The sequence below is a fragment of the Caulobacter flavus genome, assembly GCF_003722335.1.
Classification (GTDB): Bacteria; Pseudomonadota; Alphaproteobacteria; order Caulobacterales; family Caulobacteraceae; genus Caulobacter; species Caulobacter flavus.
Map to the genome: position 1 here is coordinate 1,702,029 of NZ_CP026100.1, position 20,642 is coordinate 1,722,670.

The window sequence follows — 20,642 nt, forward strand, 5'->3', positions numbered from 1 at the left end:
CAGTCGCCGGGGTAGTCGGGGCTTATCGGTGAGTAGTGTGCGTGCGGAGTCGGACGAGGGCTTGGAGTGCCTCGTCCTGTTGCTCGGCTTCCATCAGATCGGGGCTGATCCCCAGCAGCTGAGGCATGCCCTGGGCAAGGGCGCGCCGGCCGACTCCGGCGATCTCGTCCGGCTCGCCCGCCGGATGGGCGCCAAGTCCAAGCTCACGCGATTGCCCGTACGCCGCGTCGAGGACGCGCCCCTGCCGGTGATCGCCAGGGGCAAGGCCGGCGACTTCTTCATCCTGGCCCGCGCGCAAGGCGGCGAGGTGCTGGTGCAGTGGCCCGGCCAGCCGCCCAAGTCGCTGTCGATGGACGACCTGCTGGCGATCTGGGACGGCGAGGCCGTTCTGGTGACCTCGCGCTCGGAGGTCCCGGGCGGCGGCAAGTTCGACGTCACCTGGTTCATCCCGGCCCTGGTCAAGTATCGCGGCCTGCTGGGCGAGGTGCTGGCCGCCTCGCTGACGCTGCAGCTCTTCGCCCTGGCCACGCCGCTGATCTTCCAGGTGGTGATCGACAAGGTGCTGGTGCACCGGGGCCTGACCACGCTGGACGTGCTGGCCATCGGCCTGGGCGCGGTGATCGTGATGGAGACCCTGCTGGGCGGCCTGCGCGCGGCGCTGTTCACCCACACCACCAGCCGCGTCGACGTCGAGCTGGGCGCGCGGCTCTACCGCCACCTGCTGGCCCTGCCCATGGCCTATTTCGAGAGCCGGCGGGTGGGCGACACCATCGCCCGGGTGCGCGAGCTGGAGACCATCCGCGAGTTCCTGACCTCGTCGTCGGTCACCCTGGTCATCGACCTGCTCTTCACCCTGATCTTCCTCGTGGTGATGTGGTTCTACTCGCCGTGGCTGATGCTGATCGTGCTGATCGCGATCTGCCTTTACGCGCTGACGGCGGGCCTGATCACCGGTCCGCTGCGCCGCCGCATCGAGGAGCGCTTCCAGCGCGGCGCCGAGAGCCAGGCCTTCCTAGTCGAGAGCGTGGCGGGCATGCAGACCCTGAAGGCCGCCGCCGTCGAGCCGCAGATGCAGACCCGATGGGAGCGGCTGCTGGCCGGCTATGTCGGGGCCGGCTTCCGCGCCGCGCGCCTGAACATCTGGGGCGGGCAGGCGATCCAGCTGATCAACAAGGCCTCGACCGTGCTGGTGCTCTATGTCGGCGCGCGCCTGGCCCTGACCGGCCACATGACCGTCGGCGAACTGGTGGCCTTCAACATGCTGGCGGGCCGGGTGGCCGAGCCGGTCCTGCGCCTGGCGGGCCTCTGGCAGCAGTTCCAGGAGGCCAGGGTCGGCATCGCGCGGCTGGGCGACGTGCTCAACAGTCCGACCGAGGCCCAGTTCTCGCCCTCGCGCGCGGCGCTGCCGCGCATCGAGGGGCGCATCGCCTTCGACGACGTCACCTTCCGCTACAAGCCCGGCGGCCGCGAGGCCATCCGTCGCGTCAGCCTGACCGTCGAGCCGGGCGAGGTGATCGGCGTGGTCGGGCCGTCGGGCTCGGGCAAGTCGACCCTGACCAAGCTGGTCCAGCGTCTCTACGTGCCCGAAAGCGGCCGGGTCATGGTCGACGGCGTCGACCTGGCCCAGGTCGATCCGGCCTGGCTGCGCCGGCAGGTCGGCGTGGTCCTGCAGGAGAACCTGCTGTTCAACCGTTCGGTGCGCGAGAACATCGCCCTGGCCGATCCGTCGCTGTCGATGGAGGCGGTGACGAACGCCGCCGCGATGGCCGGCGCCCACGACTTCATCCTGGAGCTGCCCGAGGGCTACGACACCGTGCTCGAGGAGCGCGGCGCCAATCTTTCCGGCGGCCAGCGCCAGCGGATCGCCATCGCTCGCGCCCTGATCACCAACCCCAGGATCCTGATCCTCGACGAGGCCACAAGCGCGCTGGACGCCGAGAGCGAGGCCATCCTGCAGGCCAACATGCGCAAGATCGTCCGGGGCCGGACCGTCATCGTGATCGCCCACCGCCTCAGCGCCATCCGCGTGGCCAGCCGCATCCTGACCATGGAGAACGGCCAGGTCACCGAGACCGGCGACCACGAGACGCTGATGGCCGCCGGCGGGCGCTACGCCCAGCTCTGGCGGGCCCAGATGCACGGCCATCAGGGTGTCGAGGCATGAGCCTGTCGACGCACCTGCGCGTGTTCGCCCGGGCCTGGGGCGACGAGAACCGCCGCTCGGCCAAGGCCCGCCAGCGCGTGGAGCCCGGCTTCCTGGCCGCCGCCCTGGAAGTGGTCGAGACGCCGCCCTCGCCGATCGGCCGGGCCATCAGCTGGACGATCATCGCCGGCGCCGTCGGGGCCCTGGTCTGGTCGTGCTGGGCCAAGGTCGACACCGTCGCCGTCGCCGAGGGGCGGCTGGTGCCGACGGGACGCCTGCGCAGCGTCGAGCCGTCCGACCCGGGCACGGTGCGCGCCATCGCCGTCCGCGAGGGCGAGCGGGTGCGTCCGGGGCAGCTGCTGATCGCGCTGGATCCCACCGTGGCCGAGGCCGACGCCGAGAGCGCGGTGACCGAACTGTCCACCGCCGGGCTGACCCTGGCGCGGGCCAACGCCCTGCTGGCCTATGCGGCGGGCCACGGCGGGGCGGTGATCGCCCCGTCCGACGCCGAGCCGAGCGCCGTCGAGGCCGAGCGCCAGCTGGTGGCGGCGCGGATCCAGGCCTTCGAGGCCAAGCGCGCCTCGCTGGGCGAGCGTCGCGTCGGCGCCGAGGCCAGCGCCCGCCAGGCCCAGGCCGAGATCGTCAAGCTGCAGCGCACCCTGCCGATCCTGCAGCGCCAGCTCGACGACCAGAAGGGCCTCGAGGCCAAGGGCTACGGCGCCCGCCAGAAGCTGCTGCAGCAGGAGCAGGCCCTGGTCGCCGCCGAGCAGGACCTGATCGCCCAGCAGGGACGACTGGACGAGGCGCGGGCCCAGGTCGCCTCCCTGGCGCGCGACGCGGCCGAACTGCGCGAACAGTTCGTCGGCCAGGCCGCCCAGGAACGGGCCGAGGCCGAGGGGCTGTCGGCCACCCGCGCCGACGCCCTGCGCAAGGCCGAGCAGAAGCGCCAGCTCCAGACCCTGACGGCCCCGGTCGGCGGGGTGGTGCAGGCCGTGTCCGTCACGACGCTGGGCGAGGTGGCCGAGACCGGCAAGGCGCTGGTGACCATCGTGCCGGACGGCGAGGCGCTGGTGGTCGAGGCCCTGGTCCTCAACAAGGACGCCGGCTTCGTGCGGGTAGGCGACCACGCGGTCATCAAGCTCGAGGCCTATCCCTTCACCCGCTACGGCACGCTGGACGGCGAGGTGGCGCAGATCTCGCCCGACGCCATCGTCGACGAGAAGCGCGGCCTGGTGTTTCCGGTGCGGGTAAAAGTGTCAAGGTCTCAACTTAGCGTTGATGGTCGGCGGGCGTTGCTGTCGGCCGGCATGAGCGCGTCCGTCGAGATCGTCACCGGCAAGCGCCGGGTGATCGACTTCATCTGGTCGCCGGTCGCCAAGACGGTGAGTGAAGCGGGGAGAGAACGGTGAGCCGTCAAGCACGCGAAGTTCGCAAGGCGTCCAGGCCCGCTCCCGCGGTCGCCGGACTGCTGGTCTGTCTCCTGGCCTCGGCCGCGCCCCTGGCCGCCTGCGAGGCGCGGGCGCCGGATCCTGCGCTCGCCGGGTTCAAGCCGCAGTCGGCCGTCCTGGAGACGCTGCTGTTCCCGGCCGGCCAGGAGCAGGTCGTGCGCTTCGAGGACGTGATCGTCGTCGAGGGCAAATCCCTCAAGCAGATGAAGTGGGATCCCCCGGGGCCGCTGACCCGCGGCGCCATGGATTTCCGCCGGCTGCTGGACGCCGACATGGTCCAGGCGGGGACGGGTTTCGCCAAGGGTCGTCCCGCCGGGTTCGTCCAGCTGTACGCGCCTTCGCTGGCGCCGTTCGCCGGCCATCCCGACCAGCTGCTGAAGACCGCCTTCGGCAAGCCGGCGCCGAGCGGCGAGCAGCTGGTGGTCGTCGAGCGGCCCGACTGCATCGTGGTCGCCAGCCACGACCAGGGGCGCATCAGCCGGATGGCGAGCGTCACCCTGTCCGAAACGCTGAACTACGAGTACGGCGAGTCCAGGCGCTCGGACGAGATCAAGGGCCGCGCCGACGACTGCCAGACGCGCGCCGAAGTCGCCGCCATGGGCGCCTGGGGGGTGTTTCACGCCCCCGGCGCGGCGGTGCTCCAGACCCGCTTCGACCAGCCCGAGCGGCCCGAGCCCTCGGTCGACCGCGCGTCCGGCCTGTTCGCGTCCCAATTCGCCGAAGCCCTGCCGAAGATCGCGCCGGGGCTTTCGAAACAACGGTTCCATGCCATGACGGCCGGAGAAAACTGATATGGCGAAGCGCAATCCCGCCACGGAAGTCCCTGCGTTCCTCAAGGCGCTGAACGCCTATGCGGGGCGGGTGAATCTGGTCGCGCAGACGCCGGAAAAGGGCGCGCAGCTGATCCATGCCTTCACGCAGCGCTACTTCGGCAACGACCCCGGCATGGGCGTGTTCCGGATCGACAATCCGGGCGCCGATCCGCTGATCTTCAAGCACGCCGTCGTCAAGGGCATCAAGAAGTACATCGGCCTGCTCCCCTTCGATGCGGGCGTCGAGATCGGCTATGACCCGCAGACGGGCGGGGTCTATCTGGCCATGGAGGGTTCGTACAAAAGCCAGGGCGGCAAAGCGACGGTCACCGTCGCGGGGACGGAACCGTTCGACCTGAACATCCACGCCTTCGCCGGCTTCGATGTGGAGTACAAGAACCTCGCCAAGATGGGGCTCAAGGTCTTCAGCAGCCCCCTGGACCAGAGCATTTCCATCGAGTACTCGCTCAGCGCCTTCGGCATCGGCAAGACCGCGGCCGTTCTCGTCGGGCGCGACGACTACCTGATCACCTCGACGCTCGAGGGATGGATCCGCGACACCATCAACCTGAACGGCATTCCCCAGGTCTCGTCGCGCAAGTACCAGGACCTCATCGTCAAGCGCATGCTGGTGAACATCCAGAACGCCGAGCGCGCGCGGGTGAACTACGACCTGAGCGCCGACCTGGCGGCGCAGATATTCCTGACGACCCAGACCCGCAACACCAGCAACACCATCCGGTTGCCCTGGGCCGACGGCAAGACGGTCGAGTACCGCGTGGAGCGGACTCGTGACCGGGTGACGGGCGCCGCGACGCTCAAGGTCTCCTTCTTCGACGAGTCCATCCGGTCCGTGCTCGGCATGCCCGGCGAGGTCAGGACCGAGGCGTTCTACCAGTTCGACCAGAAGACCGGGCTGATGCTCGGCCGGTCCTACAAGTACACCCGCCTGTCGGACGGGGTGCTGTTCATCGATCTGGCGGGCAACGGCCAGGTGCAGCAGGCCACGCCCGACCTGCTGCAGGCGTTCCGCCGGCGCACGGACTCGTTCTGCTTCCTGGCCGGCGTCGGCGTGCTGATGGCCGACGGCTCGCTCAAGCCGATCGAGGACGTCAGGGTCGGCGACCGCGTGCGGTCGTTCGACAAGGACGGCGTGCTGACCCCCTCGACGGTGGTCGAGGTCTATCCGGGCCAGACGCACGAGTGGCTGAAGCTGCCCAACGGGGTGGAGGTCACGGCCGGCCACGCCTTCCTGACGGCGAACGGCGACTTCCAGCCGGTGGGCGAGATGGTCCGCGCGGGCGTCGGGGGCGTCGACGCCGAAGGCGGCGCGGTCGACCTGACGGGCGCCGAGACGGTGTCGTCCGAGACCGCCGTGCCGGTCTACAACTTCGAGGTCGACCTCACGCACACCTACATCGCCGGCGGCCTGCGCGTGCACAACACCTCGCGGCCGCCGCCGCTGTCGGACGAGCCCGGCATGTGGAGCCCGGCCAAGCAGATCTCCAACGGCGTCTACGAGTACACCACCGTCGACCAGAACGGCGCCTGGACCTATCGCACCCACGACGTGGATGGCGACGGGGTGGTCGACTACACCACCTACGAAGTCGAACGCGCCGGCGGCTGGAAGGAGCGCGGCCGCCTCGACCGCGGCGAGGACGGTCCGGTGGCCACGGTGCTGCAGGAAATCCCGCCGGTGCGGTTCGCCGACTTCGCCCAGGCGCTCGGCAGCGCGCTGGGGTCGTATCTGGGCAAGGGCAACGTCGCCACCAGCGTCGCCGCCAGCACGGTGCTCGGCGCGGTGGGCCAGAACATCGGCCAGCTGATCGACCTGAAGCACGGCGTCGACCTGGGCTTCCACGCCAACGGCGAGATCAAGAAGGCCTTCGGCGACTTCAATCACGACCTGGGCCAGGCGTTTCAGGGCGCGGTCGCCGGCCAGATCGGCAGCTATCTGTCGCTGGAGCTGGGCAAGGCGCTGGGCCTGTCGGGCTTCGGGGCCGAACTGTTCCAGAGCGTCGGCGGGACGATCACCTCGACGATCATCGGCAACGCCATGAACGGCCGGGCCCTGTTCGAGGGGCTCCGCGCGGCCGAGGCGTTCGGAACCAGCACGTCGGCCGCCGCGGCCGGCGGCTACAGCGCCGGCGTCATGGGCAGCGCCATCGGCAGCTTCTTCGGCTCCAAGCTGGGGTCGATGGTGGTGCCGGTGCGCACCCAGGCCGGCGCGGCGCTGTCGTCGCTGGGCTCGACCCTGGGCACCATCGCCTTCGGCAGCGGCACCAGCGCGGGCATCGTCTCGACCTTCGCCGCGGCCATCCACGCCCAGCTGGCGGCCTCGTTCGGGCGGATCGCGGCCTCGATCATCGTGCCGGGCATCGGCGCGTTCATCGGCTTCGTCATCGGCGCGCTGATCGGCAACCTCTTCGGCCGCAAGAAGCCCAAGGTGCCGACCGCCAGCGCCGAGACCGTGCTGCAGCTGCCCTATGCCCGCTACGAAGTCGGCAGCATCGTCACCGCCAACGGCGGCAACCGCGCGCTGGTCACCTCGATGGCGACCCTGGCCCGCGACACGCTGAACGGCGTCATCGGCATGGTGGCCTACACCGACGACACCGCCTACGTCTCGAACCTGAACGGCTACAGCACCACGCAGGTCTACGGCCACACCGGCAACCAGATCTACGTCAAGGTGAACGGGATCCAGAAGAACTTCGGTTCGTCCGACGAGGCCGTCGGCTACGGCACGGCGGTGGCGATCAAGAACACCAAGATCGTCGGCGGCGACATCTTCGCCAAGCGCGCGATCGCCAACTCCCAGGCCACCGACATCACGGCCCTGGCCAGCGACCTGAACCTGGCGGCCGAGTACCGCCGCTACCTGGAATCCCGCTACGAGATCAACGCCCTGATCGCCGCCAGCCCGACGACCGAGTTCGCCGCCGGCTGGCTGATCGAGCTGAACTCGATCTCCGAGCTGGGCCTGGGCAAGTGGTCGGCCTCGGACTTCTACGGCGGCCTGCGCGGCTTCCTCGACAGCTTCGACCTGAAGGGCCAGGGCGTCGGCTACGAGAACGTCCGCATCCACGCCGTGGGCGGCGGCGCCGAGATCCAGGCCCGCAAGTCCGGCAGCGAGGGCCTGTTCTCGGTCCTGTCGCAGGCCAAGGACGGACCGGGCGACAACGACGTGCTCAACGCCCGGTTCGGCGAGAACCTGGCCGGCTGGGACATGGCCACCTGGGGCGTGGCCAACTACGTCCGCGGCGTCAATCTGTCGGCCGACTGGTCGGGTAACGGCAACGACGTGTTCTGGACCCATGTCGGCGGGGCGACCTCGGCCGGCGCGCTGGTCGACAACCGTTCGGACTGGATCGTCTCCATCGCCGGCGTGGCCTACGAGGCCTCGGTCCAGGCGGCCGAGCACCGCTCGACCACGCAGTTGCTGATGGAGTTCTACGACGCCAACCGGCAGCTGATCGGCACGACCTACATGAACGGCCAGGGCCTGGAAGGCGGCGCTTACCAGGGCAACCTCGCCAACTTCAACATCATCAGCGGTACGGCGACGGCGCCTCCGGGCACGGCCTATCGCCGCCTCAACATGCGCATGGTGACCACGGGCGAGTCCGATCCGTACGCCTTCTTCACTCAGCCCACCTCGCGTGTCGCCAACGCGGCCGTCGCCGACTGGACCTCCGACGGCGAGATCGTCGGCATCAGCGACATGTCGCTGGTCGGCTACACGATCACCAATCCCGGCGCGACGACCTCGGGCAACGACTTCATCGACCAGCGCCTGGCCGTCGGCGGCGTGACCATCGACGACACCCATTCGGTCTGGGTCGAGCAGTACGACTACTACTGGAACGGCTGGGACTACGAGCAGGTCGACAACTCCTACTGGTCGACCGGCGACGGCGGCGACGACATCTTCGTCGGCGGCGCGGGCGGGGACGCGCTCTATGGCCGCAGCGGCTGGGACTGGCTGGACGGCCGGGGCGGCAACGACCATCTCGACGGCGGCGACGGCAACGACACCCTGATCGGACGCGACGGCGACGACACCCTGTTGGGCGGGGCGGGCGACGACTATCTGTCGGGCGGGCAGGGCACGGACGGCCTGCATGGCGGGGCCGGCAACGACGTGCTGGTCGACGGCGTCGGCTCCGAAGTGCTGCAGGGCGGCGACGGCAACGACACCTTCCTGATCGCCGAGGACGCCACCTTCAACTGGTTCTGGGGCGGCGACGGCGACTTCAACGGCGACCCCAACGGCAAGGACACCATCAGCGCCGAGCGCCTGAGCTTCGGCGTGGCCTTCGACATCGACTACCGTCCGCCGGATTGGAATGGGCATCCCGACGGCTACGCCGCCAACGCCGCCACCCGCGCGGCGGTCGTCACCGACTCGATCACCGGCGCGTGGGTGACGAGCGAGGGCCTGCTGAGCATCGAGAACGCCACCGGCTCGAACTACGACGACCGCATCTACGGCACCTCGGGCGACAACGTGCTGATGGGCCTGGACGGCGACGACGAGCTCTACGGCCGTGACGGCAACGACGTGCTCGAAGGCGGCGCGGGCGCCGACCTGCTGGTCGGCGGCGGCTATTTCGACACCGCCAGCTACTCGCGCTCGTCCCACGGGGTCGAGGTCGACCTGTCGACCGGCCTGGCCATGGGCGGCGACGCCGAGGGCGACACGCTGCAGGAGATCGAGAACCTGCGCGGCTCCAACGCCGCCGACGTGCTGACCGGCAACTTCTTCCACAACCGCCTGGAGGGCCTGGGCGGCGACGACTGGCTGGTGGCCACCAACGGCGAGGACGTCTACGACGGCGGCGAGGGACTGGACTTCGTCGACTATTCGACGGGCTTCGCCAGCGGGACCTCGACCTACCAGGTGTGGGTCGAGGACGGCTACTGGGAACGCGACCAGTGGGACAACTCCCAGTACTGGGTCGTCACCGGCGGTCACTACGAGACCCAGACCTCCACGGTCTCGGCGCTGACCATCACCCTGGGCGGCTACGGCCAGGTGCGCGGCGTCGACGGCACGGTCTCCAACCACAGCTTCATCGGCATCGAAGGGGTGATCGGCACGGCCTACGCCGACAGCATCGGCGGCGGCGCCAGCGACGACACCATCGTCGGCGGGGGCGGCGCAGACTACCTCTACGGCGGGGCCGGCGCGGACACCTACGTCATGTACCGCAACGACGGCGCCGACACGATCGTCGAGGACAACACCGGCTGGAACGTCCTGTCGTTCGGCGGCGACATCAAGTTCTCGGAGCTGTGGTTCGGCACGGCGGGCGGCGCCAACGGCTGGCTCGACGTCGGGGTGCGCGGCTACAGCGCCCAGGCGCGCATCGGCGGCAACTTCGCCCAGCGCAACAACACCAAGATCAAGTCGCTGGCCAGCCACGACGGCGGGGCGCTCGATCTCGGGTCGATCGACTTCGGCCGTGGCGGCACCGACGGCGCCGACACGATCAACGGCACCACCAGCTACTTCGACCTGATCGCCGCCTATGACGGGGCCGACTACATCACCGGCTCCGGCACGGCCTGGGAGGACAAGGGCAACGTCATCATCGCCGGTCGCGGCAACGACACCATCAGCACCTCGGGCGGCGACGACCAGTTCGCCTTCGACCGGGGCGACGGCTTCGACACCATCATCGACGCGGGCGGCGAGGACACCATCGTGTTCGGCGCCAGCGTGACGGCCGAGGACGTGATCTACCAGGTGGTGGGCAACGACCTCTACATCGCCGCCAGGAACGCCTCGAACCCCAACCTGACCGCTTCGCAGGCGGCCGACTGGATCAAGATCCAGGGCGGCGGCGTGAAGTACATGGTCTATGACGGCTACTCGAACACCCTGATGTACGAGAGCCTGAACACCGTCGAGTACGTGATGGTCGGCGGAAGCTCGATCGACCTGCGCAAGCTGGACCTGGCCTGGACGCAGTCGGTTTCCTACAACTACGACTACGCCTACCCGATCGCGCTGGACCTGGACGGCGACGGCCTGAACCTGTCGGCGGTGGACAGCTCCGAGGTGGTGGTCCGCACCGCCGGCGGCGGCGTCTCGCGCATCGGCTGGGTCGGCCCGACCGACGGCTTCCTGGCCGTGGACCGCAACGGCGACGGGGCGATCAACAGGCTGTCGGAACTGTCGTTCGTGCAGGACAAGCCGGGCGCGACCAGCGACCTGGAAGGCCTGCGCACCTGGGACACCAACGGCGACGGCCTGCTCGACAAGAACGACAGGGACTTCTCGAAGATCCTGCTGTTCGTCGACGCCAACCAGAACGGCCGCTCGACCGCCAAGGAACTGCGCACCCTGGAAGAGGCCGGCATCGCGGCCATCAACCTGGGCGGCGTGGCGACGGGCCAGACCCGCGCTCTGACCACCGAAAGCTTCGTGCAGAACACGATCAGCTTCATCTGGGCCGACGGCCGCACGGGCGAGGGCTACGACGTGGCCCTGGCGCGGCGGGTGCTGGGCTCGGTGGGCTACGACGCGGGCGGCTACCAGGCCGAGTGGGGCGCCAAGGACGAGGACGGCGAACTGGGCCGCCTGTCCAACGACCCCAAGGCGACCGCCAAGGCCGCGCGCATCAAGGCCAAGAAGGGCCTGCTGGAGGCCATCGGGGCCAGCTACGACGAGGTCAAGGCCGCCGCCCAGCTGGACTTCAGCGACCACGACCGCGTCGACGCCTCGATCGCCAAGCGCTGGAAGAAGATGAGCGCCTCCGAGCAGGCCAGCTGGCTGACCGGCCAGGAGACCGCCGGCAAGGTGCGGCTGATCTCCGCCGGCCAGGCCGAGGCCAACGGCCTCAACGCCGCCGCCAAGGCGCGCCAGGACGTGGTCGAGCAGGGCTACGCCCAGGCCGGCGCGACGGTGGCGGCCAGCGGCCCCGGCCAGGCGGCCGCGGCCGGCCAGGCCGCGGGGCCGGGCGGGCTGGGGGTGGGCTTCGGCGCGGCGGACCTTGGGCTGTCGATCGCCGGCGGCGAGCCGCTGGACGCCGGTCCGGCCTATGGCGGCGCGGCGGGCCAGGCCGATGCCTGGTGGCGCCAGGACGCCGGCGGTGGCCTGCTGGGCGGCGGCTCGCTGGGCGCGCGCCTGGCGGCCATGGACGCCGAACCCGGCCGCGGGCTCGGGCGGCTCGCGTCCGGGATCGTCGACGCCGACCTGCTCCAGCGCCAGGCCCTGCTGCGCCAGGCCATGGCCGGCTTCGGCGGCCAGTCCGGCGGCGGCGCGGCGGTCTGGACCCGCGACGGCGCCTCGACCCAGGTCCCGCTGGCGGCGTCGGCCGGGCTCAAGGCCCAGACGACCCTGACGGCCTAGGCCTTTCCTGCTAAGCCAAATCCCGTTCAAGCGCCGGCCCTCCCCACGGAGAGGGCCGGCCGATCTTCCCGGAGTTTCGACCATGGCCGATGGGACCACCCCGCAGACGCCGCCGCAGAAGACCGTCTCCCAGGTCCTGGGGGAAATCACCTGGCTGCTGACCCAGTCGCCGGTTCACAAGCAGCTGTTCATCGGCGACCTGGAATGGTTCGCCATGCCGCCGATCCTGCTCGAGCAGTTCCGCGTCTGGAACGGCCCCAACAGCCCCGCCGCGGTGGCCTTCTGGGCCTTCGTCAACGAGGACACCGAGGCGCGGCTGGCGGCCGGCGCCCCCAAGCTGCGTCCCGACGAGTGGCGCGCCGGCGACCGGGCCTGGCTGATCGAGCTGGTGGCGCCGTTCGGCGCCCAGGACGAGATCCTCGCCGACCTCTCCGCCAACGTCTTCGAGGGCAAGCCCTTCAAGTACCACACGGTCGTCGACGGGGCCCGCGCCGTCGCCTCGTTCCCCCCGCAACCCCAAGCCTAGACCTCGCCTTCGTGTTGCTCGCCACCGTCGCCGCGGCCGGGGTCCTGGGCCTGTCCCTGCCCAGCCTGCCGCACTCCATCCCGTTCCCCACCGAGGGCATGCGCCGGCTTGCGGGCTACAAGGTCCGCACCAAGGCCTATAACCTGAAGGGCTGGGAGATGCGCATCGAGCGCGACGGCTTCACGGGCCAGACCCGGTGCCGGCTCTATGCGCCGTCCAGCGTCCTGCAGGGCCGGATCACCTATGCGCGCGGCGTGCTGGGCTTCCATCTGGGCGAGGAGGTCGACGTCGCCGACGCCTGGTACAGCGTCGACGACCGCGCGCCCACGGCCTGGCGCGACGACCAGCCGGCCCTGGCCGAGCGGCGTGAGCCGCTGGCGGGCGACAACCTGTTCAACCCGACCGGCGGGGTGGTGCTGATCCCCCGCGACCGGCTGGCCGGGGCGGTGACGGTGACCATCCGCGCCGACCGCGAGGCGACGCCGCGTCGCTTTCGCCTGAAAGGCTTCGAGACGGCCCTGGCCGCCGCCCGCGCCAACGGCTGCGGCGACGCGGCGGGGGCGAGCGGAGACGAGGCTTTCCAGCGCGAAGCCCTGAGCCCATGAGGCCGGTCCGACGCGGGGCGGCGCTGGCGCTGGCGCTGCTGGCGACAGGGGCGGCCGGCGCGCGCGCCGAGGACATCGCCGACGCCCTGGCCCGCGCCTACCAGACCAACCCGTCGCTGCAGAGCCAGCGCTACGAGCTGCGGGCCCTGGACGAGGCCTATGTGCAGGCCCATGCCGGCGTGCGGCCCTCGGCCGAGCTGCAGGTGTCGGCCGACTACGCCGACAACCGCTTCGGCGACTCCGCCCAGGCCCTGCGCCTGGTCGCCGATCCCACCGTCGGCCGCCGGCTGGAGACCAATCAGGGCCAGGCCATGGTCGTGCTCGAGCAGCCGCTCTACAGCGGCGGCCAGGCCAGCGGCGCCATCGAGGGGGCCGCCCTGCGCATCCGCGGCGGTCGCACGGCGCTGCGGGTGTCGGAAGGCGACCTGCTGCTGCAGGTGATCGCCACCTATGCCGACGTGCGCCGCGACATGCAGAGCCTGGAGGTGCGGCGCCGCAACCTGGCGGCGCTGGAGCGCCAGCTCGACATCACGACCGCGCGGCAGGAGGCCGGCGAGGTCACCCGCACCGACGTGGCCCAGGCCCAGGCCCAGCGCCAGGCCGCCCTGGCCCAGATCGCCGCCGCCCAGGTCCAGCTGCAGGCCAGCCGCGCGACCTACGCCGCCCTGGTGGGCGAGAACCCCGGCGAGCTGGCGCCGGAGACGCCGCTGCCGCTGCTGCCGGCCACCCTGGACGAGGCCTTCGACCGGGCCGAGGAGGGCAATCCCGACCTGGAGCAGGCGCGCCTGGCCGAGCAGCAGAGCCGGCTGGAGGCGCAGATGGCCAAGACCGCCGCCCGGCCCCGGGTGACGGCCCGCACCGCCTATGGCGTCTCGGGCGAGTTCGCCCCCTTCTACAGCCAGGACCAGGACACCGCCTGGACGGCGACAATCTCGGTCAGCAAGCCGCTGTTCGCCGGCGGGGCCTACCAGGCGGCCTATCGCGGCGCGCTCGACCGCAACGGCGCCGACCGGCTGAGGATCGAGGCCGCGCGCCGCCAGGTGATCCAGAACGTGCTGTCGGCCTGGAATCAGGCGGCGGCCATGCGGGCCAACATCCAGGTGCAGATCGCCCAGGTGGCCGCGGCCGAGGTGGCGTTCGACGGCATGAGCGAGGAGTTCCGGGTCGGCCAGCGCTCGACCCTCGACGTGCTGGTGGCCGAGCAGACCCTGCGCGAGGCCCAGCTGTCGCTGCTGAGCTCGCGCCGCGACGCCTACGTGGCCGAGGCCGCCCTGCTGCGCCAGCTGGGCCTGCTGGAGATGGGCGTCCTGACCACCGGCGTGCGGCTCTACGATCCGTCGGCCCACCTGCGCGAGGTGCGTCGGAAGGGCGCCGCGCCATGGGAAGGTCTGCTGACCGCCCTCGACCGCGTGGGCCGGGGCGAGCTGGACCCGCTGCGCGTTCCGCCCGTCGGCGGCGGCCGTCCGGCGGTGATGGCCCCCGCCGCCGCCGAGGTGTCGCGCACCGTCGGAACCACGACTCCCAACGCGGCCCAGCGGCCCTAGAGGGCCGCCGGCGGTCCAGAATCCGCCACGACTCCGACCCAGCGCCGCGGACCGCGAGGCGCGGCCGATGACGTGCGAACGGCCGCTACGCGCGTCGCCGACGACGGGCCGTCAGGACCAGCTGGTCCGCAAGTCGTTGTCTGAAAAAGAGAAGAAGTGGTGCCGCCTAGGTGACTCGAACACCTGACCTACGCATTACGAAATAAAAAAGTTACATCCTACAGATTATCCAAACTTACGCTACGGCGCGAATTTGGCTTTGATACTGTTGAACATTTTCGTAGTTCTGCGCATGTTGGGGCTGTGGCGGATTTTTCCGAAATCTGCTTCCAGCTGCTTCCAATGTGCTTCCAGAGGGCGCTTGGAAAAAGTTGGAAGCAATACTCATTTGGTAGGGTATTGTGCCGAAGCTCACCGTTTCGTTCGTGGAGGCGCTCGTTGTCGGCGAGCATGACCGCATAATCTGGGATACCGAGCTCAAGGGCTTTGGGGTCCGAGTGAGCCCCGGCGGCTCAAGGTCGTTCCTGGTCCAGTATCGAAACGCCGAATGCCAGACCCGGCGAATGGTCTTGGGCAAGTACCCGGTCTTGACCCCGGAGAAGGCGAGAAAACTCGCCCTGAAGCAGCTCGGTGTAGCGGCTTCGGGTGAGGATCCCTCCGTAGTGCGGCGGGCTGCCCGTGGGGGCGTAACGGTCGGGGAGATCTGCGACTGGTACTTGGAGGAAGCGATGGCCGGCCGACTGCTCAGCCGTCGTCGGACGCCGATGAAAGTCTCGTCGATCAAGAACGATCGGACGCGGATCGAGGATCACATCCGGCCGCTGCTGGGCACGCGAAAGGTCAAGGCTATGACCTTGGGCGATGTCGAGCGTTTCCAGGCCGACGTCGCTGCCGGTAAAACCAAGAAGAGCGTCAAGCGAAAGGGGCGGGGCGCTACGACGAAGGGGGGAAGTGGTGTCGCCGGAAGGACCATCGCGACCTTGCGCGCGATGTTCAGCCACGCCCTTCGTTGGGAGCTGATCGAACGAAACCCGGCCCTCGGGGTCCGCCAGGTGCCGATCGGCAAGCGCGATCGCCGGCTGACCGAAGAGGAGATCGTCGCCCTGGGCGGCGAGATGGTGCGCGCGGCCGAGAGGGGCGAGGCGCCGGCGGGGCTTGCTGGCGTCGAGATGCTGCTCGTAACCGGCTTTCGCCGATCAGAGGGGCTCGGCCTGCGCAAAGAGTGGGTCAGTGGTCCGACTGTCCGGTTCCCCGACACGAAGACCGGGGCCCAGAGACGGATCATCGGCCGGGCTGCGCGCGAGCTCGTAGCCTTCCAGGGGCAAGGCGCCACAGCCGGCTACGTCTTTCCGAGCGATCGTGGAGATGGCCCCGTTGTCGCAATCGAACGGGTCCTGAAGAGGCTCTGCGCTGCTGCGGGTATCGAAGGCGTGACGCCCCACACCCTGAGGCACACGTTCGCGACCATGGCCGCCGAGCTTGGCTATGCTGAACTGACCATAGGCGCGCTCCTAGGGCACGCGTCGCATGGTGTGACGCAGCGCTACGTGCACGTCGACAAGATCCTGGTCGCGGCCGCAGATCAGACCTCGCTCCATATCCAGGCGCTGCTGGCCCGCGAGGCAGGTCTCTGGCGCCCGCAAGTAGATCTTCTCGAACAGGACGAGGTCGGCGTAGCGGCCCCGCCGCCGATGGCCCTACGAAGCGAGCCGGAGGTCAAAGCTTCGGCGCCCACCACGGCGAAGGCGTCGGTCGGGCCGGAGGCCATAGGCTTCGGCACGGCCAACGCGCTATTTGGCGCGATGGTGAGCGCAGGCAAGGCGCCCTCGGACCTGGTTTCACTTCTTGGCGGCCCGAGCGCGACCGAGTTGCTCGGGGGGATGAGGGACATCTCGATGCCGGAACTGCGTACGCTCTGCGCCGAATGGAAGGTTGCGCCGACGGCATTTCTCTAGGCGGGCTCCGTCTGCGCAGTTCCGATAGAGCGCGACCAATAGCTGCGCTCGTTGGTAGAGCTTCCTATAGTTGGCGCGATGAACTCGCCCCTAAGCCCCACCGCCAACGACGTCCGCAAGCTGGACGACGTCCAGCTGCGTCAGTTTCTGATCCGCTTGGTCGAGGCGGAGCTCCGCTTGGCTGGCCGTCCACTTGCGGGCGTGACCGCTGGTGGTGATCAGAACGCCGCTGACGGCGGTCTCGACCTCAGGGTCACATCGGATGGGGCGGGCCTCGATTTCCTGCCGGCCTTTCCCGTCGGGATTCAGGTCAAAGCGGAGCTGATGTCGCCGGGCAAGGTTGAAGCGGAAATCCGGCTCAATGGCAGAGACCGGCAATCGATCGCCGACCTTGCGGCTGCCGGCGGGACCTACGTCATCGCCAGCGGGCGCGATTCCTGCTCACACGAAATGCAGGAGAGGCGATTGGAGCGGATGCGCGCTGCCGTTCAAACGCTCGATCATGCGGATCGTTTGACGTTGGACTTCTACGACGCCGACCGCCTCTCGCGCTGGGCTTCCCGCCATCCAGGTGTTTCGGCTTGGCTGCTCGAAGTGGCCGGTAGGCCAGCACGTGGCTGGAGTGGTTGGGAGGCCTGGTCTTCGCCGAACGCGCCGTCGGGGCAAGCCTATCTTGAGGACGCGACGGCCCGTGCACACTTTGAGGTTCAGGGGGAGGGGTGCAACGCTCAGCAGGCGATCGTCAAAACGCGCGCTTTACTTGCCGAGCCGCGGAAGGCTGTGCGGCTCGTCGGGCTATCGGGGATGGGCAAGACGCGCTTCGCCGAAGCGCTATTTGATGAGCGGATCGGCACAGGGTGTCTCTCTCCAGCTCTAGCCGTCTATGCAGATATTGGCGCTGCGCTGGAAGTCTCACCCTCGTCGATGGCGGGGGAGCTCGTTGACCGCCGCGTCAGGACTGTCTTGATCGTCGACAACTGTCCGGCCGAAGAGCACCGGCGATTGCAAAAAATCATCGACCGGGTGGGGAGCCAGGTCAGCTTGCTCACCATCGACTTTGACATTGCGGATGGGCGTCTGCCCGAGACGACGACCCTGCGTTTCGATCCCGCAGGCGATGCAATGATCGCCAAGCTCCTGGTGCAAAGACACCCGGAGCTCAGCGGGTCGGACAGCCAGCGCATCGTTCTGTTCGCGGGAGGAAACTCACGGATTGCCCTGGTCTTGGCCGGGACCGCCCAGGGGGAGACCTTGGCTGCCCTCGACGACGAGCAGTTGCTCGACCGGCTGTTTCTGACTCAGCGGCGTCAGCCAGACGAGACGCTTCACAAGGTCGCTGAAGCCGCAGCCCTTGTCAGCGCGATCGTGGTCGATCCTCCGGAGGAGTTGACGATCCTGGCTTCGTTGGCTCGGGTCGAGGTCGAGGAGTTTTATGCGAAGCTGAGGGATCTCCAGGATCGAGGCCTGGCCCAGCAACGCGGAAAGCAGCGTGCGATCCTGCCGCACGCCCTGGCGGCGCGCCTGGCCGAGAGGGCGCTTACCCGCGCCATGCCTGGGGTCATCGAGGAGCGGCTTGTCCACAGAGCGCCGGAGCGCTTGCGAGACTCATTCCTAAAGCGCCTGGGCCTTCTGCATAAGAACCAAGCCGCCGTCGCGATCGCGGGGTCCCTATTGGCGCCAGGTCAGATGTACGCCGTCGACCGCAGCTCCGGGACCGAGGCCTGGGATGGACTGGCGAACTTGGCGCCCTTGCAGCCCCGTCGGGCGCTGGAGCTGGTCGCGGCCGTCATCAAGACCGCCGATCCCGTCGATGTGACGTTCAAGTGGTTGCTCCGGGACAAGGCTGCGAAGCTGTTGGTCGCGCTGGGCTACGAACCAGATCTGTTTGACGGCGTGATCGACGCGATGATCGAGCTGTCCAGCTTGCAGCTTGGCGCAAATCACGGATCGATCCGTCGATACGCCGCGACTTACTTCCAAGTCGTAGTGTCGGGGACGATGGCCGCCCCAAGTGACAGGTTCGCAAAGCTGCGAGCGCTTCTGGGATCGCCGAACCCAGTCGACCGCGATTTCGGTCTCGAGGCCCTGGTGGCGACTTTGCAGGTTCGGCCCAAGGGTCAGGAATTGCTGCCGACGTTTGGCGCCAGACCGCGATCGCAAGGGTGGATCCCCGCCGACAATGAAGAATGCCGAGCCTGGTTCAAGGAGGCGATCGACCTCGCCACGAGCTTGGAGCCGACACTCGCCGAGCAGGTGATGCCGCAGGTCGCCGACGCACTGGAGGAAATGGCCAAGACCTTGATCGCGGGTGACTTGGCCGTGAGTGCGTTCTACGCGATCGCTGCGGAGACATTCTGGCGCGATGGCTGGTTCGCCGTCTCCCGGGCTGTGCGGTCAATTCGAAGGGGGAAAGGACAGCTATCGGACGATCTGATGCGCCTTGAGGAAGACATGCGCCCCCGCTCGGATGAGGATGAGTACGCGGCCTGGATCGAAGGCAAGGAGCAAAAGTGGCGCGAACCCTATAGCGATGAAGTCGCCGACTATCTTCAGTTTGACGAGCGGCAGCGGAGCTTCGGACGCGCGCTGACCGCTCGGCGGGAAGCGCGGTTGAAGTTCGTCGGCCGCGCGATCGGCGACCGTGCCCACAATGCTCGCGAGCTTGGCCAAGGCTTGGCTCTCGGCGCCTCGGATCTGGAGGCCGGCTGGGCTGAGTTGCTGGACGCAACTCGGAGCACCTCGCCGGACGCTCAGAACGTCTCGGTGCTGATTGGCTATCTGGAGCGCGCCGCCCAGCGCGACTTAGCCAGGGCAAAAGCTTGGCTAGCCGACGCATCATCGGACCGGACATTGCGCCCTTGGGTCGTAAGCCTTGAGGCTGCCGTCGCTCCGATCGGCGTTGATGGGGCCGAGCGGATTTTGGCGTCTCTCGAGGCGGGCGAGGCCAGGACCGAGACATTCTCCGACCTCCAGTATGGAGCTCGAACGCACTCGATCCCCAACGAACTTCTCAGTCGGATCCTGTGTCTTCTCGTTCGTCTGCCTGGTGGGTTAGCGCCGGCGGTCGACGTGCTGGGGATGCGTTTCCACGATGCAAGCGAGGTCGCCCTTGATGAGAGCCTGCTATCCGCCGGTTTGACCGTTCTTGCCGCTGTCGCGGCCGGATCGGCGGACGGAACTGTTGGAGGAGTCGGCCGAAGCTACAGCCTCGAGACCATCGTGAAGCACGCGCTGCATGGGGAGGCCGCGGCGGCGACTGCGGCGGCCCTGCTTCGCTGGGTTCTGACGAAGGGGCCCTCCTTATCTGGGTTTGAAGAAGACGACGTCGCGGCGGCGATCCTCGCGGTTCAACCCGACGCGGGGCTCGATGCGGCGCTGGAGGGCTATGCTCCGGACGACTACTTTCCCCGGTCGTGGCTGCTCGGCGGAAACGACGATGACGAACCCGATGATCGTCGCCCGATCGGGGCCGTTGCCCCTGAGGTCCTCAAGGCCTGGGTGGAGCACGCGCCGGTGGTGCGGGCACCCTTTGCGGCCCGCCACGTGGCGTACTTCGTGGTCGTCGAGGACCGCTTGGAGTGGACGCAACTGGCCTTGTGGCTGATGACGCGGTCGGGTGCTGAGGCTGCCGTGCTTGCGCAGTTTGAGACGCGCTTCCATTCCGGGTCTTTCCACGGAGGTATCGAAAGCCGCTATCGCAAGAGACTCGCGCTGGTCGAGCGCCTTGTAAGTTCCGACAACCAGGCAGTCCGCGAGTGGGCGGTGGCGACAGCGGCGCGGCTGCGTGGGGCGATCACCAACGAGCAAGAACGGGAACGTCGGTCGAGCGAGCAGTTCTAGCCATGGCGTTGGCCTCGGTGTTCAGGCTACGGTCATAGGCGGTTATGCTCACGCCCAGATCGTCGGCAAGAGCAGGATGTCCACGGCGTCGGTCACCTTCTTGAGCTGGACTAGGTGCTTGGCCATCTGGGCTGGTGTATCAAGCTCGCTATTGGTTGGAGCGACGAAAAGGCTTCGGCGTGTAAGCAGCTCGTCTTCCAAGAAGCGGTAGCGATCCCGCAAGAAGTAGGGGATGGCTGCGCGCTTGAGCGGACGCGGGCCCAGAGGCACATTAGAGGTCTCGCGGACATAGTTGATCGTTTCCATCGCGAGACGGTCGATCCAAGGCTGCGGAGCACTTCCGTGTAACGCCATGTTTGCTCGATAACATGGGTGATGTTAGTGAGCAGTAGCCCTGTTGTCCTGA

10 protein-coding genes are annotated in these 20,642 nt (G+C 68.7%); 9 read left to right on the plus strand and 1 reads right to left on the minus strand.

What is annotated here, in order from left to right; genetic code table 11:
* The first annotated feature begins 37 nt into the window (after window positions 1–37).
* The 9 genes from C1707_RS08025 to C1707_RS08065 all read left to right on the plus strand — a co-directional run bounded on the left by C1707_RS08025 (window position 38) and on the right by C1707_RS08065 (window position 20,236).
* A complete protein-coding gene (locus tag C1707_RS08025) occupies window positions 38–2,164 on the plus strand; it encodes a type I secretion system permease/ATPase (protein ID WP_205686852.1) in 2,127 nt (708 codons plus the stop codon).
* A complete protein-coding gene (locus C1707_RS08030) occupies window positions 2,161–3,552 on the plus strand; it encodes an HlyD family type I secretion periplasmic adaptor subunit (protein ID WP_101713971.1) in 1,392 nt (463 codons plus the stop codon). Before C1707_RS08025 ends, C1707_RS08030 begins: the two co-directional genes overlap by 4 nt.
* A complete protein-coding gene (locus tag C1707_RS08035; RefSeq protein ID WP_101713970.1) occupies window positions 3,549–4,382 on the plus strand; it encodes a hypothetical protein in 834 nt (277 codons plus the stop codon). The genes C1707_RS08030 and C1707_RS08035 overlap by 4 nt, the downstream gene beginning before the upstream one ends.
* A 1-nt stretch (window position 4,383) precedes the next feature.
* Entirely contained in the window at window positions 4,384–11,766 is a 7,383-nt protein-coding gene (locus tag C1707_RS08040) for a hypothetical protein (RefSeq protein ID WP_123170729.1), read from the plus strand.
* Window positions 11,767–11,848: 82 nt separating this feature from the next.
* The gene (locus C1707_RS08045) at window positions 11,849–12,292 is read left to right on the plus strand and encodes a toxin-activating lysine-acyltransferase (protein ID WP_101714107.1); all 444 of its coding nucleotides are present in this window, start codon (window positions 11,849–11,851) and stop codon (window positions 12,290–12,292) included.
* A gap of 11 nt (window positions 12,293–12,303) precedes the next feature.
* The gene (locus tag C1707_RS08050; RefSeq protein WP_145998429.1) at window positions 12,304–12,897 is read left to right on the plus strand and encodes a hypothetical protein; all 594 of its coding nucleotides are present in this window, start codon (window positions 12,304–12,306) and stop codon (window positions 12,895–12,897) included.
* Window positions 12,894–14,441, plus strand: coding sequence for a TolC family outer membrane protein (locus tag C1707_RS08055; RefSeq protein ID WP_101714109.1), 1,548 nt, complete (start codon window positions 12,894–12,896; stop codon window positions 14,439–14,441). Before C1707_RS08050 ends, C1707_RS08055 begins: the two co-directional genes overlap by 4 nt.
* Window positions 14,442–14,842: 401 nt before the next feature.
* Window positions 14,843–16,396, plus strand: a complete 1,554-nt coding sequence (locus C1707_RS08060) for a site-specific integrase (RefSeq protein ID WP_101714110.1) — start codon at window positions 14,843–14,845, stop codon at window positions 16,394–16,396.
* A 78-nt stretch (window positions 16,397–16,474) separates the two neighbouring features.
* Complete coding sequence (locus C1707_RS08065) at window positions 16,475–20,236, plus strand: NACHT domain-containing protein (RefSeq protein ID WP_101714111.1); 3,762 nt, start codon at window positions 16,475–16,477, stop codon at window positions 20,234–20,236.
* A gap of 48 nt (window positions 20,237–20,284) precedes the next feature.
* On the opposite strand, the gene C1707_RS08070 is transcribed toward C1707_RS08065, so the two are convergent.
* Entirely contained in the window at window positions 20,285–20,542 is a 258-nt protein-coding gene (locus C1707_RS08070; protein WP_145998430.1) for a hypothetical protein, read from the minus strand.
* Between the last annotated feature and the right edge of the window lie 100 nt (window positions 20,543–20,642).

Coding starts and splice junctions, on each gene's coding strand:
- C1707_RS08070 (WP_145998430.1), bottom strand. CDS start 20,542: ATGGAAACGATCAACTATGTCCGCGAGACCTCTAATGTGCCTCTGGGC.
- C1707_RS08030 (WP_101713971.1), top strand. CDS start 2,161: ATGAGCCTGTCGACGCACCTGCGCGTGTTCGCCCGGGCCTGGGGCGAC.
- C1707_RS08040 (WP_123170729.1), top strand. CDS start 4,384: ATGGCGAAGCGCAATCCCGCCACGGAAGTCCCTGCGTTCCTCAAGGCG.
- C1707_RS08045 (WP_101714107.1), top strand. CDS start 11,849: ATGGCCGATGGGACCACCCCGCAGACGCCGCCGCAGAAGACCGTCTCC.
- C1707_RS08065 (WP_101714111.1), top strand. CDS start 16,475: ATGAACTCGCCCCTAAGCCCCACCGCCAACGACGTCCGCAAGCTGGAC.
- C1707_RS08055 (WP_101714109.1), top strand. CDS start 12,894: ATGAGGCCGGTCCGACGCGGGGCGGCGCTGGCGCTGGCGCTGCTGGCG.